The organism is Paenibacillus sp. J22P277, from assembly GCF_059383675.1.
Window position 1 is genome coordinate 624,776 of sequence record NZ_JBXENS010000005.1, and the last position, 15,546, is coordinate 640,321.

Annotated in this window: 14 protein-coding genes; 13 read left to right on the top strand and 1 reads right to left on the bottom strand. The window is 56.4% G+C overall.

Translation table 11 applies throughout. From position 1 onward, the window contains the following. Positions 1 to 28: 28 nt before the first annotated feature. The 5 genes from AC50YL_RS19940 (at position 29) to AC50YL_RS19960 (ending at position 5,740) form a co-directional block, all read left to right on the top strand. Positions 29 to 790 carry an SDR family NAD(P)-dependent oxidoreductase gene (locus AC50YL_RS19940; RefSeq protein ID WP_494834169.1) on the top strand — a complete coding sequence of 254 codons (762 nt, stop codon included), beginning with the start codon at positions 29 to 31 and terminating at the stop codon, positions 788 to 790. A gap of 27 nt (positions 791 to 817) precedes the next feature. Next, on the top strand, positions 818 to 1,792 hold the full coding sequence (locus AC50YL_RS19945) for a sugar phosphate isomerase/epimerase family protein (protein WP_494834171.1): 975 nt from the start codon (positions 818 to 820) through the stop codon (positions 1,790 to 1,792). 33 nt (positions 1,793 to 1,825) lie between these two features. Continuing rightward, positions 1,826 to 2,611 carry an SDR family NAD(P)-dependent oxidoreductase gene (locus AC50YL_RS19950; RefSeq protein WP_494834173.1) on the top strand — a complete coding sequence of 262 codons (786 nt, stop codon included), beginning with the start codon at positions 1,826 to 1,828 and terminating at the stop codon, positions 2,609 to 2,611. 36 nt (positions 2,612 to 2,647) lie between these two features. Further along, complete coding sequence (locus AC50YL_RS19955; RefSeq protein ID WP_494834175.1) at positions 2,648 to 4,648, top strand: YjhG/YagF family D-xylonate dehydratase; 2,001 nt, start codon at positions 2,648 to 2,650, stop codon at positions 4,646 to 4,648. A 216-nt stretch (positions 4,649 to 4,864) separates the two neighbouring features. Further along, positions 4,865 to 5,740, top strand: coding sequence for a LysR family transcriptional regulator (locus AC50YL_RS19960; RefSeq protein ID WP_494834177.1), 876 nt, complete (start codon positions 4,865 to 4,867; stop codon positions 5,738 to 5,740). Positions 5,741 to 5,793: 53 nt separating this feature from the next. Here AC50YL_RS19960 and AC50YL_RS19965 read toward each other — a convergent pair whose 3' ends face one another. Further along, a complete protein-coding gene (locus tag AC50YL_RS19965; protein WP_494834179.1) occupies positions 5,794 to 6,786 on the bottom strand; it encodes a DMT family transporter in 993 nt (330 codons plus the stop codon). Positions 6,787 to 7,046: 260 nt separating this feature from the next. Between AC50YL_RS19965 and AC50YL_RS19970 the strand changes: the two genes are divergently transcribed. The 8 genes from AC50YL_RS19970 to msrA all read left to right on the top strand — a co-directional run bounded on the left by AC50YL_RS19970 (position 7,047) and on the right by msrA (position 15,544). After that, the gene (locus tag AC50YL_RS19970) at positions 7,047 to 8,783 is read left to right on the top strand and encodes a sensor histidine kinase (protein ID WP_494834181.1); all 1,737 of its coding nucleotides are present in this window, start codon (positions 7,047 to 7,049) and stop codon (positions 8,781 to 8,783) included. After that, entirely contained in the window at positions 8,780 to 9,874 is a 1,095-nt protein-coding gene (locus tag AC50YL_RS19975) for a helix-turn-helix domain-containing protein (protein WP_494834183.1), read from the top strand. Before AC50YL_RS19970 ends, AC50YL_RS19975 begins: the two co-directional genes overlap by 4 nt. Before the next feature lie 105 nt (positions 9,875 to 9,979). Then, positions 9,980 to 11,695, top strand: coding sequence for an extracellular solute-binding protein (locus AC50YL_RS19980; RefSeq protein ID WP_494834185.1), 1,716 nt, complete (start codon positions 9,980 to 9,982; stop codon positions 11,693 to 11,695). Between the two features lie 88 nt (positions 11,696 to 11,783). Further along, positions 11,784 to 12,674: an ABC transporter permease gene (locus AC50YL_RS19985; protein WP_494834187.1), complete on the top strand. Its 891-nt coding sequence runs from the start codon at positions 11,784 to 11,786 to the stop codon at positions 12,672 to 12,674. 14 nt (positions 12,675 to 12,688) lie between these two features. Further along, positions 12,689 to 13,576 carry a carbohydrate ABC transporter permease gene (locus AC50YL_RS19990; RefSeq protein WP_494834189.1) on the top strand — a complete coding sequence of 296 codons (888 nt, stop codon included), beginning with the start codon at positions 12,689 to 12,691 and terminating at the stop codon, positions 13,574 to 13,576. Positions 13,577 to 13,732: 156 nt separating this feature from the next. Then, positions 13,733 to 14,386 (top strand): M48 family metallopeptidase, encoded by a 654-nt coding sequence (locus AC50YL_RS19995; protein ID WP_494834461.1) that lies wholly within the window; start codon positions 13,733 to 13,735, stop codon positions 14,384 to 14,386. A gap of 73 nt (positions 14,387 to 14,459) precedes the next feature. Continuing rightward, positions 14,460 to 14,885, top strand: coding sequence for an NUDIX hydrolase (locus AC50YL_RS20000; protein WP_494834191.1), 426 nt, complete (start codon positions 14,460 to 14,462; stop codon positions 14,883 to 14,885). A 143-nt stretch (positions 14,886 to 15,028) separates the two neighbouring features. After that, a complete protein-coding gene (msrA, locus tag AC50YL_RS20005; protein ID WP_494834193.1) occupies positions 15,029 to 15,544 on the top strand; it encodes a peptide-methionine (S)-S-oxide reductase MsrA in 516 nt (171 codons plus the stop codon). The last annotated feature ends 2 nt before the right edge of the window (positions 15,545 to 15,546 follow it).

Genomic DNA, 15,546 nt, shown 5'->3' on the forward strand with positions numbered 1-15,546 from the left:
TCATGAATCATGGAGGATGCTTTGAACGATGACTACTTTGAATTTGGACGGCAAAGTTGCGCTGGTTACCGGCGGAAGCCAAGGGCTGGGGCTTGAGTTCGCCCGCGCGCTCGCGAACGCCGGCGCGAAAGTCGCCGTCACCAGCCGCGACCCGCGGAAGGCGAGGGAATGCGCGGATTTGATCCGCGAGCAAACGGGGCAAGACACGCTGGGGATCGCGGTCGACGTGACCGATTCCGCGCAAGTCGAAGCGATGAAGGAGCAGGCGGTCGGAGCCTTCGGGCGCGTGGATATCTTGATTAACAGTGCCGGCATCAACGTTCGCAAGCCGATTCTCGAGTACGACGAAGCGAGCTGGGATCTGGTGCAGACCACGAACCTGAAGGCGCCGTTCTTGTGCGCCAAGGCAATCGTGCCGCATATGATCAAGCAGCGGTTCGGCCGCATCATTAATATTTCCTCGATGCTTGGCCAAGTCGCGCTCGCCGAACGTTCGGCGTACTGCTCCAGCAAAGGCGGATTAATACAGCTGACGAAGGTCATGGCGCTCGAATGGGCCGAACATAACATTACCGCGAACGCCGTCTGTCCGGGACCGTTCGCGACGGAGATGAACCAGGTCGTCATCAACAATCCCGAAGCGAACCGGTTCTTCTTGGATCATCTGCCGGTCAAGCGGTGGGGGAAGCCGGAGGAGCTGACCGGCCTCGTCGTTTATTTGGCATCGGAGCTGTCCAGCTTCATGACCGGGTCGGCGGTCGTCATCGACGGAGGATGGACGGCGGAATAAGACTCATGAGGAGAGGTGCGTGTTCGTATGAGGTTCGGACTAACGGTAAGCGGAACCGTGTACGCGATGGGGATGACGAAAGCAGCCGGGAGGCCGCGCATTACGGCCAAGAAGCTGCTGCAAACGGCCGAAGCTTACGGGCTGCAGGGCGGCGAAATCCCGCTCGACGTGCTGAAGCAGAGCGATGCCGACGAGGCGGCCGATTACGCGCGCGACCGGGGCTTGTTTATCAACGTGGCGGCAGGCGGCTTCGATCCGGCGGCTCTGAAGGAAGCGCTCGCGCTGGCCGACCGGATCGGGGCGTTGACGGTGCGAACGGTCGTCGGCGGAGCGAAGTACGGCGGCGATCGCCGGCATATGGCCGGCGACTGGCAGCGATTCCTCCAATCGATCCTTGATTCGTTCCGCGACGTCATGGAGACGGCTGACCCGGCCGGCGCGAATCTGGCCGTGGAGAACCATCAGGACCTCGCGTCCGAGGAGCTGCTCTGGCTGTGCGAAACGATCGGTTCCGAGAAGTTCGGGATTACGCTCGACACGGGCAACCCGTTGGCTACGGCCGAAGAGCCGATCGGCTTTTTCCGGCAGGTAGCCCCATGGGTGAAAAACGTGCATCTCAAGGAATATGCCGTTTATCCGTCCGAGGAAGGGTACCGTCTCGCGCGGAAGGCTCTCGGACATGGGGTAATCGATTTCCCGTCACTGCTGCGGATCTTTCAAGAAACGAATCCGCAGGTGACGATGTCGATCGAGCACGGCGCTTTGGAAGCGCGGCATGTCCGCGTGCTGATGGAGGACTTCTGGACGGAATACCCGCCCAGGACAGCGCTTCAATTAACGCGCTTGCTGCGGTTCGTCGAGGATCATGCGACGACGAGAGGGGACTGGCGCACGCCGTACGAGAAGGGCGCGCCGGCGGAGGAGATCGCCGCTTACGAGCTGGAAGAGCTTGATGCGGCCTTGGCTTATCTATCGAATTTGCGAAAGCGGTATTCCGTATAGCCGGCAATTCAATCTACCCACGAGGTGAATCCGATGGCGACAATGGAGTTAAGCGGTAAAAACGCGCTAGTAACCGGTTCCGGCAGAGGTCTCGGCAAACAGTACGCGATCGATTTGGCCCGCGCGGGCGCGAACGTCATTATCCATGACGTCAATGAAGAAGCCGCCGCCCGTTTTAACGAGGCGGAATCGGGCAGCGCCGTGGCTGCGGAGATCGCCGCGCAATACGGCGTCAAGAGTCTCTTCCTCGCGGCGGAGCTGTCGGACCCGGAGCAGGTGAAGACGCTGATCGAACGATCGATCGCGGAGCTTGGCTCGCTCGATATTTTGGTCAATAACGCCGGCGGCGACATGGGCCTGCATACGCCGCGTCCCGATCCGAACGACGCGCTCGACATCGCCGTCGAAGACATCCGCTCGGTCGTGGAGCGGAATTTGCTGTCGACGATGTATGCCTGCAAATTCGCCGGCCTGCATATGCGCGAGCGGCGTTCCGGCAAGATCGTCAACGTCGGTTCGATCGCCGGGCATGTCCCCGTGAGGGAGGGCCTGATCTATGCCGCGGCCAAGATGGGCGTATCCCAATACACCCGCAGCTTGGCGGAGCAGCTTCGCCCGTTCGACGTCAACGTCAATTGCATTTCCCCGGCTCCGACTTATACGGCTCGCTTCCTTGCGACCCGCACCGTGACCGGCCAAGAGGACCGCTCGCGCTTGCAGCGGATCGCCCAGCCCGAGGATATGTCCAGCATCGTCATGTTTCTGTGCGGTCCGCAATCGGACGCGCTATCCGGCGAAACCATCGTGTGCTGGAAATAACGCGGGCGCGCGTGCATGAGGAGGGGAGGGTAAGCGATGAGTGACGCGTTAACGTATATCATGGGGCAGGAAGATCCGGCGAGTTACGATTTGCAAACCCATGCGGCGGGTCCGGAAGGCTCGCTTCCGCTGACGAGCGACATGCTGCTCCAATGGCCGAGCGGCGATCTGTTCGGTTTGAGCCAGAACGTCGGCATGGGCTGGAAGCCGGACCGGTTGAACGGCAAGCAGGTGCTCATCCTGAGCACCCAAGGCGGGCTGCGGGCCGAGGACGGCACGCCGATCGCGCTTGGGTATCATACCGGCCACTGGGAGGTCGGCCTGCTGACGAAGGAAGCGGCGCTGGAAATCACCCGGCTTGGCGGCGTTCCGTTCGCGGGCTACGTCAGCGATCCCTGCGACGGCCGTTCTCAAGGGACGACCGGCATGTTCGATTCGCTGCCGTACCGCAACGACGCCGCCATCGTGTACCGGCGGCTCGTGCGCTCCTTGCCGACGCGCAGCGGCGTGATCGGCATCGCGACATGCGACAAGGGACTTCCCGCGACGATGATCGCGCTGGCGGGCATTCGCGATCTGCCGGGCATCATCGTCCCCGGAGGCGTGACGCTGCCTCCGACGAACGGCGAGGACGCGGCCAAGATCCAGACGATCGGCGCCCGCTACGCGCAGGGCCAGATCTCGCTGCAAGAAGCGGCGGACATGGGCTGCCGCACATGCGCGACGCCGGGCGGCGGCTGCCAATTTCTCGGGACGGCGGCGACCGCGCAGGTCGTTGCCGAAGCGCTCGGCATGTCGCTGCCGCATTCCGCGCTCGCCCCCTCCGGGCAGGAGCTGTGGAAAAATATCGCCAGGCAATCCGCCAGGGCGATTTACTGGATGCAGTCGAACGGCATTCGGATGCGCGATATATTGACGGACGCGGCGATCCAGAACGCGATGGTCGTGCACGCGGCATTCGGCGGCTCGACGAACCTGCTGCTGCACATCCCGGCGATCGCCCATGCGGCGAAATGCCGCGTGCCCGACGTGGCGGACTGGAACCGGATCAACCGCGCCGTTCCGCGCCTCGTCAGCGTGCTGCCGAACGGACCGGAATACCATCCGACGGTGCGCGTATTCATGGCCGGCGGCGTGCCCGAGGTCATGCTGCACCTGCGGAAGCTCGGATTGCTCGACGAGTCGGTCAAGACCGTCGCGGGCGAGAACCTCGGCGTGCTGCTCGATTGGTGGGAGTCGTCGGAGCGCCGAAGCGAGATTCGCCGGCATCTCCGGGAAACGGACGGGATCGATGCCGACGACGTGATCATGAGTCCCGCCAAGGCGAAGAGCCGGGGGCTAACGTCGACGGTGACTTTTCCGGTGGGCAATATCGCGCCGGAAGGCGCCGTCATCAAGTCGACGGCGATCGACCCCGAAGTCGTCGGCGACGACGGCGTATACCGCCATACCGGACGGGCGAAAGTGTTCACGACGGAGAAATCGGCGGTCAAAGCGATCAAGGACGGCGCTATCGTAGAAGGCGACATCCTCGTGCTCATCGGCCGAGGACCGTCCGGCACCGGCATGGAAGAGACGTACCAGCTGACTTCCTCGTTGAAGCATCTGCCGTTCGGGAAATACGTCACGCTGCTGACGGACGCGCGGTTTTCCGGCGTTTCCACGGGTGCCAGCATCGGACATATCGGTCCGGAAGCGCTCGCGGGCGGACCGGTCGGCAAGCTCCGCGACGGCGATTTGCTCGAAGTGAAGGTCGATCTTAACCGGTTGGAGGGAAGCCTGAACTTTATCGGGCAAGACGAGGAACGCTTCTCGCCGGAGGAGGGAGCGGCCATTCTAGCCGCGCGGGCATCCCATCCGGAGCTGAAGCCGGACCCCGATCTGCCGGACGACACGCGGCTCTGGGCGGCGCTGCAGGCGGCCAGCGGCGGTACGTGGCGCGGCAGCGTGTATGACGTCGACCGCATCATCGAGGTGCTGAACGCGGGACATAAGTATCTGCAGCAAGCCGAACGCGAGGACGGGCAGCGAATCTGAAGGCTGGCATCGGTTCTGTTGGATGCGAGCAAGAGGCGTCATCGGAACCTATGAGCCATGAGTGGACAAGAACAGGAAAGCATGTCAAGCCGCGATTCGTTGCGGCTTTTTTTATTGGGGATCGAAGCCTCTCGGAAAGGGGCTGTATTCCATGCTATGATTGGTGATATCATATAAAAAACGAATTTAATTCGCCGGAGGTATACCAAAAAAGATATGAATAAGTCATTATTGCAGCTTATCGTTAAAATTGCCGATCTAGGCAGTTTCACCAAAGCCGGTCAAGAGCTCAATATGACGCAGCCGGCCGTAAGCCGCGCGGTCAACGCATTGGAAACGGAATTAGGCGTCGGCTTATGGATCCGCAATCGTCGCAAGGGCGTCGTGCTGACGGATATCGGCGAGCGCATCGTGTATCTGTTCCGGGGCATTTTGGACGGCTACGAGAAAGTAGGCCAAGAGGTCGCTCGCGAGAAGGGACTGGAAACGGGTGTCGTCCGCATCGGGGCGTTTCCCGTCGCATCCACGTATTTCGTGCCCAAAATGATTGGCGATATCTCAAGAACCTATCCCAATATCAGGTTTGATATCTTGGAAGGCACAATCGCGGAAATCAAAGCATGGCTGGATTCGCGCCGGATCGACGTCGGATTCATCATTCCCCCGGTCGACGAATATGAAGCCTTCCACTTGCACCGCGAGGAACTCTACGCCGTGTTACGGGAGGATCACCCGTTGTCGGCCAAGCCTGTCATCGAAGCAACCGATCTCATGGATCAGTCGTTGATCCTTTGCAAAGCCGGTTACGAATCGCCTGTCATCGATTGGTTCGATAAATCCGGGGAAACGATCCAAGCGAAGTACAGCCTTTATAACAACATGACCACGCTTCAATTCATACAAGAGGGGATGGGCGTCGCCGTCATGGCTGAATTATCGCTGCTGAGCGTGCCGGACGGCGTCGTCACGCGCCGACTCTCTCCAACGGGGCATCGGGATATTCATATGGCCGTGACGTCTTTCGAGGATTGCTCGATCGCGGTCAAATTGTTTATTGAAACCGCCCTGCGATTGTTCCGGAACGGACAATAACCGATGGCGCAAAAAAACCCCATTGTTAGCCGCGAGCTAACAATGGGGCTGCCTTACTTTGTTGACCCGGGCTGGAAAGCCGCATTTGTTTTCGGTGCGCGTTCCCGGCCTTTTGCCGAAGTCAACGCCATGCCGGCTATCGTGAGGAGACCCCCGATGATCTGCGATATCGCCAAGCCTTGACCCAGGATCACCGAAATAATGGCCGTGAAGATAGGAACCAGATTCATGGTGATCCCCGTTTTGCTCGCACCCAATACCTTAATGCCATGATTCCAAAAAATTTGCGAGCCGATGGACGGGAATATCCCTAAATAAACAATGCCGACGATGCCGAGCGACGTCACTTTCTCTGCCTGGATCGGCTGCAGGAATAACACGGGAATCATCACGATCGTCCCGACCATCGCCATCATGGCTACGAAAGCGAAGGCAGGAATCCCCTTTGTTCTCCTTACGAGCAACGAATAAGCCGCAAAGCATAACACGCCCAGAAACATAAGCAAATCGCCTTTGTTATAGGGAGTATGAAATAGCTGCAGCAGATGTCCCTTGGTCAACACGGTCAGGACGCCGATAAAGGACGTTATTAACCCGGCGAGCTGAAAGAAGCTCCCCTTTTCCTTAAGCAGCAGGAACGAGAACAGCATGATCAGGGCAGGGGTAAGCGTATTGATGAGTGCGCCGTTCGTTGCGGACGTGAACTGCAGGGATGCATAGGATAAATAACAATACACGACAATGTTCAACGTCCCTAACAATACGATCATCCGCCAATTTTTCTTCCACAGCCGAAGCCATGAAGGCTTTTCCACGATTTGAGCAATGGGAATAAGAAAAACCAGCGCCACGCCCCATCTTAAAAAAGCGACCCATATCGCAGGGAATTCGGACGAGCTGAACTTCCCGAAAATCATATTTCCTGCCCAAAATAAATTGGCGAGCAGCAGAAGAAGCCATGCTTTCTTTTTCATATCTATTTTCCCCTTTGACGTAAGTCGAATTGATGTTGAATGCCTCTCTTCCGCCCCAATTCGATGATACATCAGCACGTATCATAAATAAAATGAGTGTTTTTAATGATGGTCATAGCATTTTTGGTATGATGATGCTTTATGGATTCAAAATGTTTGCTATTAAGGCTTCCCAATCGGCTCTGAAGCGATCCAGTCATTTCCCAGCGCGATCAAAAAGGATAAACAGGCTGGGCAGCGAATATTATTGCGTACTTGTTCGCAAGAAGGCGGAGGTGCGTGGGAGTCCAATGACGAATGCTGCCAAAACGGTTCAGAGGAAGATGGGGTTCTTGCATAGGTTGCGCAATCGGTTTGGTTTCTCTTCGCTTCGCAAACGGATTATGGTGTTTCTGACGATCGGGCTCGTGGGATGCGCCATTCTCATGTCGTCCGTATCCTACAATGCGATCTACACGATGCAGCGGGATAAGATCAAGACCTCCATGGCGTTCGATCTGTACCAGCAGACGTCGAAACTGAATCAGGTGTACGACAATTTGCTTCAGGTCACGCAGCAGATGACGCCGGTCGGCACGGTGGGCAATCTGATGGAGACGTATCTCGCCGCCAGGGACACGTACAGCCAGCGGCTGCTCTCGCGCGATGTTTCGTACAATATCGGATTGATCACGTTCTCGAACCCGGCGATGGAACTGGTGATGTATTACGATCCCGCGAGCGGGAACCCCGCATTTTCGAACTTGCCGCTGCGCGGCGACTTTACGCTGCAGACGCTGCCGAACGTTGCCGGGATGGGGGAGCTGAAGTACCAGTCTCCGCATAAATCCCTCTGCCGGTTCAGCGACGATCAGGTGGTGTCCGTGACGCGGGAGGTGCGGTTCTCGGACGGCAGGCAGCTCATCGTATACGTCGAATCCAAGTCCGATATCTCGACAGATATGAATTCGCTTACACAGAGCTTGAACATGCCTTATGCGCTTGTTTTCACGGATTCGGCGGGCACCGTGACCTATAGCAGCGATTCGGCCGCGTATGCGGCAGGGCAGCGTCTCAGGTTAAGCGGGCAATCGGGCGTGACGGGCGATTATGTATGGAACCGCATGCAAGGGGATTACGGCTATGACATCACGCTGCTTCTTCCCGTCTCCAGCTACAACCACGAGCTCTATACGTGGAAAAATCATATGTATTGGATTCTCGCCATAGCGCTGCTGATGATGTTCCTGCTCACCTTGTTGCTGCGGCGGCTCATTAACCGGCCGTTCCAATTGATCGAGAGGGAGATGCGGACGTTCGGGAAGGGCTACATGGGCACCAGCCAATATCGCACGGGGATCGATGAATTCGACCGGATCTTCGATCAGTTCAATATCATGAAGCGCCAGATTCAGCAGCTGATCCTGGACGTCGAGCACAAGGAGAAGCGCCGGCATCAGCTGGAGATCGAGAAGCTCGCTTACCAGATCAACCCGCATTTTCTTATGAATACGCTTAACTCGGTGCGCTGGCTGGCGGTGCTGCACAAGCAGGCGGAGATCGAGAAATTCGTCTCGTCGTTGATTATTTTACTGAACTATAACTTGGGCAAGTCGAAGGAATCGGCGACCTTCAAGTCGGAAATCGAGGTCATGCGCACGTATCTGGAGCTGCAGCAGATGCGGCATGATTTCGAGGTGAAGCTGGACATTCGGGAAGGAGCCTACCTGGATAGCCCGGTCGCGAGATTCATCCTGCAGCCGATCGTGGAGAATGCCGTCTGTCACGGGCTTGACGATAACGGCAAGCTCGAGATCTCCGTATCGGCCGACGATACGGCGCAGATGGTGCGCATCGTCATCCGCGACGACGGCAAAGGACTCAGCCAAGAAACGCTGGCCTTGCTGCAGCGCGACACGCCGGATCAGCAGCAGACGGGATGGGGAATCGGGCTTCGTTACGTGCGGTCCATGCTCGAATCATTTTATGGCCATCAGGCTCGTATGGGTATAGAGAGCACCCCGAATCAAGGCACGACGGTAACGTTGGACCTGCCTTTTCTTCAGCAACGAAAGGAGAGAGCGATATGATACGCGTATTGATCGTTGACGACGATAAACTGGCGCGCAAAGGCTTGATTTCGATCATGCCCTGGTCCGATCACGATATGGTGGTCGTGGGGGAAGCGGCGAACGGCGCGAAGGCGTTGGAGTTCATGGAGGGGCAGCAAGTGGATCTCATGTTCGTGGATCTCTCGATGCCCGTCATGTCGGGCATGGAGCTGCTTCAAGTCGCCAGGCAGCGGTTCCCGGGGCTGAGATCCGTCATTTTGTCGTTTCACGAAGAATTCGAAAGCGTGCAATCGGCTTATCGCATGGGCGTGCTCGACTATATCTCCAAGGTGCGCTTGGAATCGGAGGACGATGAACTGATCTTGAAACGCATCCAGCAGCAATTGACGGGCGAAACGCCGCACCTGCCTGCCAAACCAGCCGAGGTCGCCGCGCCTGCTCCTGCCCGCGAGCAAATTGTCCGCTTGCAGGAGGAAGAAGCGTGGTGCGGACTGGAGCAGGAGTGGCGCGCCCACTACTGGCTCTACAATGAATCGGTCTTCCAGCGCCTGTGCATGCAGACCGTGGAGGCCAAGGTTTCTTTTCGCCGTCTCGAAGGGCTGTTCATGCGCGTGCTGTCGCAATTGGAGAACGTGATCGCGCTGGATTCCGAGCTCCGCTCGGATGCGCACGATGTCCGGTCGGCGGTGGAATGGATCCGCGATTACCGAAAACGCGTGTACGCGCAGGTGGCGGCAACCTCCGATTTCACGAATACGACGACCAGCATCCTGAAGGCGGCGCTGTTCATTCGCGAGCAGGCCGCGAACACGCTCCATGCCGAGGACGTCGCCGATCACGTGCACATGAGCCGCAGTTATTTCAGCCAATGCTTCAAGAAGCTGTCGGGGTCGACGTTCAACGATTACTTGCGGCAAGAGCGGATGAGCGCCGCCGAGCGGCTGTTGTGCGAGACCAACCAATCGATCGCGTGGGTCGCCCAAGCGGTAGGCTACAACGATTCCAAGTACTTCTCGCAGTTGTTCCACGAACAAACGCGTCTATTGCCATCGGAATACCGCGCGCAATACCATAGGGGGACGAATGACTACAATTTATCGCACAAATAACTACCTCGGCCCGTTATCCGCCGCAAAACGCGTTACATCCGTCTTACTTTTTTTTCCTTGGATCGCATGTACAATGAGGAGGCAAGCAAAAAGGGGAGGGATTAGATGAAAAGGAATATGGCTACGCTGCTTTCCGTTGCTTTACTCGGTCTCAGTCTGACGGCATGTTCATCCAATGATTCGCCGAATAATGTGAAAGCGTCTTCAAACTCGGGCGGCAACTCCGAAACCCCGGCACTGACGGGCGATGACCTGGCGTTCTCGAAATTTCCGAAGCCGGTCGACGTTCACATCGGCATGGTGGTGGACCCGACGGACAAAACGCTGCCCGAAGGCGACAGCGTGGGAAACAACCCGTACACGCGTTACCTCAAGGACAAGTACAACATCAACGTCATCGTCGATTGGACGGCAGCAACCGGCAACGACTTCAAGCAGAAGGTCAGCTTGACGATCGCTTCGGGCAAACTGCCTGACGGCATGGTCGTCGACGACCGTTCCTTCATGACCAAAGCGGCCAGCTCGGGGCTGCTGTACGACATCACGGATATATTCCAGCAGTATCAATCCCAGCAGGTGAAGGACATCATGGCGAGCACCGACGGCCGCGCATTGGAGAACGCCAGCTACAAAGGTAAAATGGTAGCGCTTCCGAACATTACGGTGGATACCGACGGCGTTCACGTTCTCTGGATTCGCAAGGACTGGCTCGACAAGCTGTCGCTGCCGGTGCCGAAGACGGTGTCCGACATCGAGAAAACGGCGAAAGCGTTCATCGATAACAAGCTCGGCGGGGACAACACGATCGGCATCGCCGGTCCTTCCAAAAACTCGTCGCCGTATTCGACCTTCCTCGTGTCCTCCAACAATATGGGCGGCTTCGATCCGATCTTCGGCGCGAATGACGCATACCCGGGCTACTGGCTCGACAACGGGGACGGCACGGTATCGTACGGCACGACGTCGGACAATACGAAGAAAACGTTGGCTTTGCTGGCCGACTGGTATCAGAAAGGCCTGATCGATCCGGAGGTCGGCACGCGCGACAACGTAGGCGATCCGATCAACGCCAACCAAACGGGGATCTTCTTCGGTCCATGGTGGAACGGCGGTTACGGCAACGGGGATTCGTTCAAAAACGATCCGACGGCGAACTGGCAGGCTTATCCGGTCTACTCCGACGATAACAAATGGAACGCGCACATGAAGACGACGGGCAGCACCTACACCGTGATCAGCAAGAACGCCAAGCCGGATGTCGTCAAAGCGATCATGATCATGAACAACGCGCTCGTACGCGACGAATCGACGTTCGATTTGTCGGTGAGCGTAGGCTGGTACCCGCTTCGCAACGTCATGGCGGCGGCCAACGAGACGGAGTACGAGTACGCCGAATTGATGAAGGTATTGAAAGGCGAGACTCAACCCGAGGATTACAATAAACCGAACAGCTTGTACAAGCTGATGTACGCGGACGCGAAAAAAGTGAAAGACGTCATCAAGCCGCCGTACGACGATTTGGGCGTCAGCAACTTCAGCACGGCTAACTTCGGCGACTTCCAGCGCTTGTATTCCATCATGATCGGCGATCGCCCGTTCACGACGGTTCCGATCGACAAGAAGGTCTACAGCGTCACCTACAATCAGACCCCGACCATGGAAACGAAATGGGCGAACCTGAAGAAAATGGAAGATGAAACCGTCATGAAAATCATCCTCGGCCAAGCGTCCATCGACTCCTTCGACCAATTCGTGAAGGACTGGAAATCGCAAGGCGGCGACGAGATCACGAAAGAAGTCGCAGAGCTCTTGAAGAAATAATCGCGCAAGAGCTTGCGGAAGGCACTGGCGGCATCGGTGCTCTTCGCAGGCTCTTGCTATCCTGCCAAGGAGAGGGAGGTTAGCCGGAATGCGAAAATTGGGCCATCAGAAACACTATTACTTGATGCTGATGCCGGGCATGATCTGGCTTGTGATGTTCAGCATCGTACCGATGTTCGGGATCCTGATGGCATTTCAGAATTATAATCCGGGATCGGGGCTGTTCAAATCCGAGTGGGTCGGGCTGGACAACTTCAAGTATATGTTCCAGCTGAACGACAGCAAAACGGTTATCGTCAATACGTTTATCATCGCGATCGGCAAAATCGTGTTCAATTTGTTCGTGCCGCTCGTATTCGCCATTCTGCTCAACGAGCTCCGTAACTTGCGTTACAAGAAGCTGGTGCAAACCGTCGTTTACCTGCCGCATTTTCTGTCCTGGGTCATCATGTCCACGATCGTAATCGGGATCTTCGGCTATTATGGCGTCGTAAATACGGTAATCGGCATGTTCGGTCATGATCCGAAGCTGTTCATGGCGGACGCGGGCATCTTCAGGCAGCTGATCATCGGCACCGACGTTTGGAAGGAATTCGGCTATAACGCAATCATTTTTCTCGCGGCCCTGACGGGCATCAATCTCAATCTGTACGAAGCAGCGGCGATCGACGGCGCCAATCGCTGGCAGCTGATCCGGCACGTTACGCTGCCCGCACTGACGACGACGGTCGTGTTGCTCGGCGTCTTGAGTCTGGGCAACGTGCTGAACGCCGGATTCGATCAAGTATATAACCTGTACAACCCGCTCGTGTATTCGACAGGCGATATCTTGGATACCTGGGTGTACCGGCTGGGCTTGCAAAATCTTCAGTTCTCGCTGGCGACGGCTGCCGGATTGTTCAAGTCGGTCATTAGCTTCGTGCTGATTTTCATATCCTATCGGCTCGCCTACCGCTACGCCGATTACACGGTATTCTAAAGGAGGGCCTTGCATTGGTCAGAAATACGACGTTAGGCTCGCGGACATTCGAGATCGCCAATATCATCGTCCTAGGCCTCCTGGTTGTCAGCTGCATCTATCCGTTATGGTACACGTTCTGCGTATCGATCTCCGACAAGGCCGCCGCCAACTCAGGCTTGGTGACGATATATCCTATCGGCTTCTCGCTGACGCCGTATAAGGAGATCATCAACGATGGGCGATTCTTCAACGCGTTCTGGATTTCCATCCAGCGTACCGTGCTCGGCACGTCGTTCTCGCTTCTGATGACGGTATTGATGGCTTACCCGCTGGCCAGGCCGAAGAAGGATTTCAAAACGCGGAACACGTTCATGTGGATCCTGGTCTTCTGCATGCTGTTCAACGGCGGACTCATCCCGTGGTACCTCACGATACAAAACTATCACCTGATCAATACGATCTGGGCGTTGGTGCTTGGCGGAGGCGTACCGGTATTCGACGTGATCCTGATCATGAACTTCTTCCGCAATCTGCCGAAGGAGCTGAACGAGGCGGCCGTCGTCGACGGGGCCGGTCCTTGGTCGATCTTGTTCCGGGTGTATATCCCGTGCTCCATCCCCGTGCTGGCCGCGGTGGCGTTGTTTCTCAGCGTGTATCATTGGAACGAGTTCTTCAACGGCTTGGTGCTGATGAATACCGCCGATAAATACCCGCTCCAAACCTATATCCAGCAGCTGGTCGTCAATATCCCGGTCGGCACCAGCCTGACCCCCGAGCAGTACAAGAAGCTCTCGGAGCTGTCGAACCGGACGCTGAATTCGGCCAAGGTATTTATTGCGATGGTGCCGATGCTGGTGGTCTATCCGTTCCTGCAGCGTTACTTCGTCTCCGGTATCATGCTTGGCGCCGTGAAGGAGTAACGCGGACAGGCGGGAGACAGCGTGACTGCGACATCATTATCCGTGAGAGCCTGATGAGAATCAGGCTTTTTTTGTTGGGGGCGTTCGACCCCGGCCCGGCGAATCGGGTATAATGGAATTCAATCCCCGAGGCAGAAAGGATAGACCGTTACGTTGATGAAGGTTGAATATGGACAGCGCGAGATCGCCTTTCACGTAGCCTACGGACCCTGGAGCAAGCTTTCGATTCAGGTCGAGCCAACGGGCTTCGTTACCGTGAAAGCGCCGAACGGCGCAAGCGAACAATCCATCCTGCGCGCGGTGGAGAAGCAGGGCGCTTGGCTTGCGGGACGGCTCAACGCGATCGAGAAGGGCCGCGCGGACGCGCAGCTGAGGGAATATCAGGATCAGGGGAAATTCCTTCACTTGGGCCGCTATTGCTTGCTGCACGAGTTGATCGGCACCGAGGGTCTGAACGAGGACGAGCTCAGGCTGAAGCTGAAAAAGTTTTATTTCGCCAGCTGCAAGCAGGTCGTTCTTGAACGGATCGAGAAATATCAGCAGATGTTGAAGGTGAAGCCCAAATCGATCGATATCGTCGAATCCCGCACGAAATGGGGCAGCTGCAGCTCGAATAAGGCGCTGACCTTCAATTACCTGTTGGCCATGGCTCCGGTCGAGGTGATCGATTATGTCATCATTCATGAATTGTGTCATCTGACGCATATGAACCATGACCGGTCATTCTGGAGACGCGTCGGAAGCGTCATGCCGGACTACAAGGAGAAAGAAGCGTATTTGGACCGATACGGCCACGCGATGACGATGTAATCGCCGAGCGGACGGCCGCGGTTGCTTGTTGATCATCCCGTTCGTAACCATTGAATAGCAGGAGGGCGATGAAGTGGCTCCGAAGCATATCGTTTCCGCGGCAACCATTGTTGTCAATGACCGTAACGAACTCTTATTGATAAAAGGACCAAAACGAGGTTGGGAGATGCCGGGCGGGCAGGTCGAAGAGGGGGAGTCTTTGAAGGATGCCGCGATTCGAGAGACGAAGGAAGAGAGCGGCATCGACATCGAAGTGACCAAGTTTTGCGGCATTTTTCAAAATGTAGGCAGCAGCATTTGCAACACGTTATTTCTGGGCCGACCGGTCGGAGGAGAATTAACGACGACGCCGGAATCGTTGGAAGTCGGATTTTTCCCGATCGACGCTGCGCTGGAGATGGTCACTTGGGGAAATTTCAAAGATCGCATCGCGCTTTGCTTGAATGAATCGGCTCATCCGTTTTACGTTGAATTTTCGATTCCATTGAAGGATTGCTAGCGTTCCGGCGTTCCGGAGGAGAATGCTATGTTTCGCCCAGGGACCGGCCCTTCGGTACGCTTATCGTTTATTTTCGGCAGAATAAGAGTTATAATAGATGATCTTGTTGATAATTAGTTTTGACGAATCGAGGAGAGTACGCGATGGAAAAAGCAACATTCGCCGGCGGCTGCTTTTGGTGCATGGTGAGCCCTTTCGAAGAACAACCGGGCATACATGGGATTATCTCCGGTTATATGGGCGGAACAATTGCCGCCCCCACTTATGAACAAGTGAAGACCGGAACAACCGGTCATATGGAAGTGGTCCAGATCACGTTCGACCCGGCTGTGTTTCCTTACGAGAAATTGCTTGAACTCTACTGGCCGCAGATTGATCCTACCGATGACGAAGGACAGTATATCGACCGCGGCAGCCAATATCGCACTGCTATTTTTTATCACAACGAAGAGCAGCTTCGCCTTGCTCTACGGTCCAAAGAAGCGCTTGAGAAGAGCGGACGGTTCGACAAACCGATCGTAACGGAAATAAAGCCCGCGGTCGATTTCTTCCCGGCGGAGGAATATCACCAGAATTTTCACCGCAAGAACCCCGAAGCGTATAAAGAAGAACGGATTACGTCCGGACGCGACGCTTTCGGCGCGCGATATTGGAAGTAACA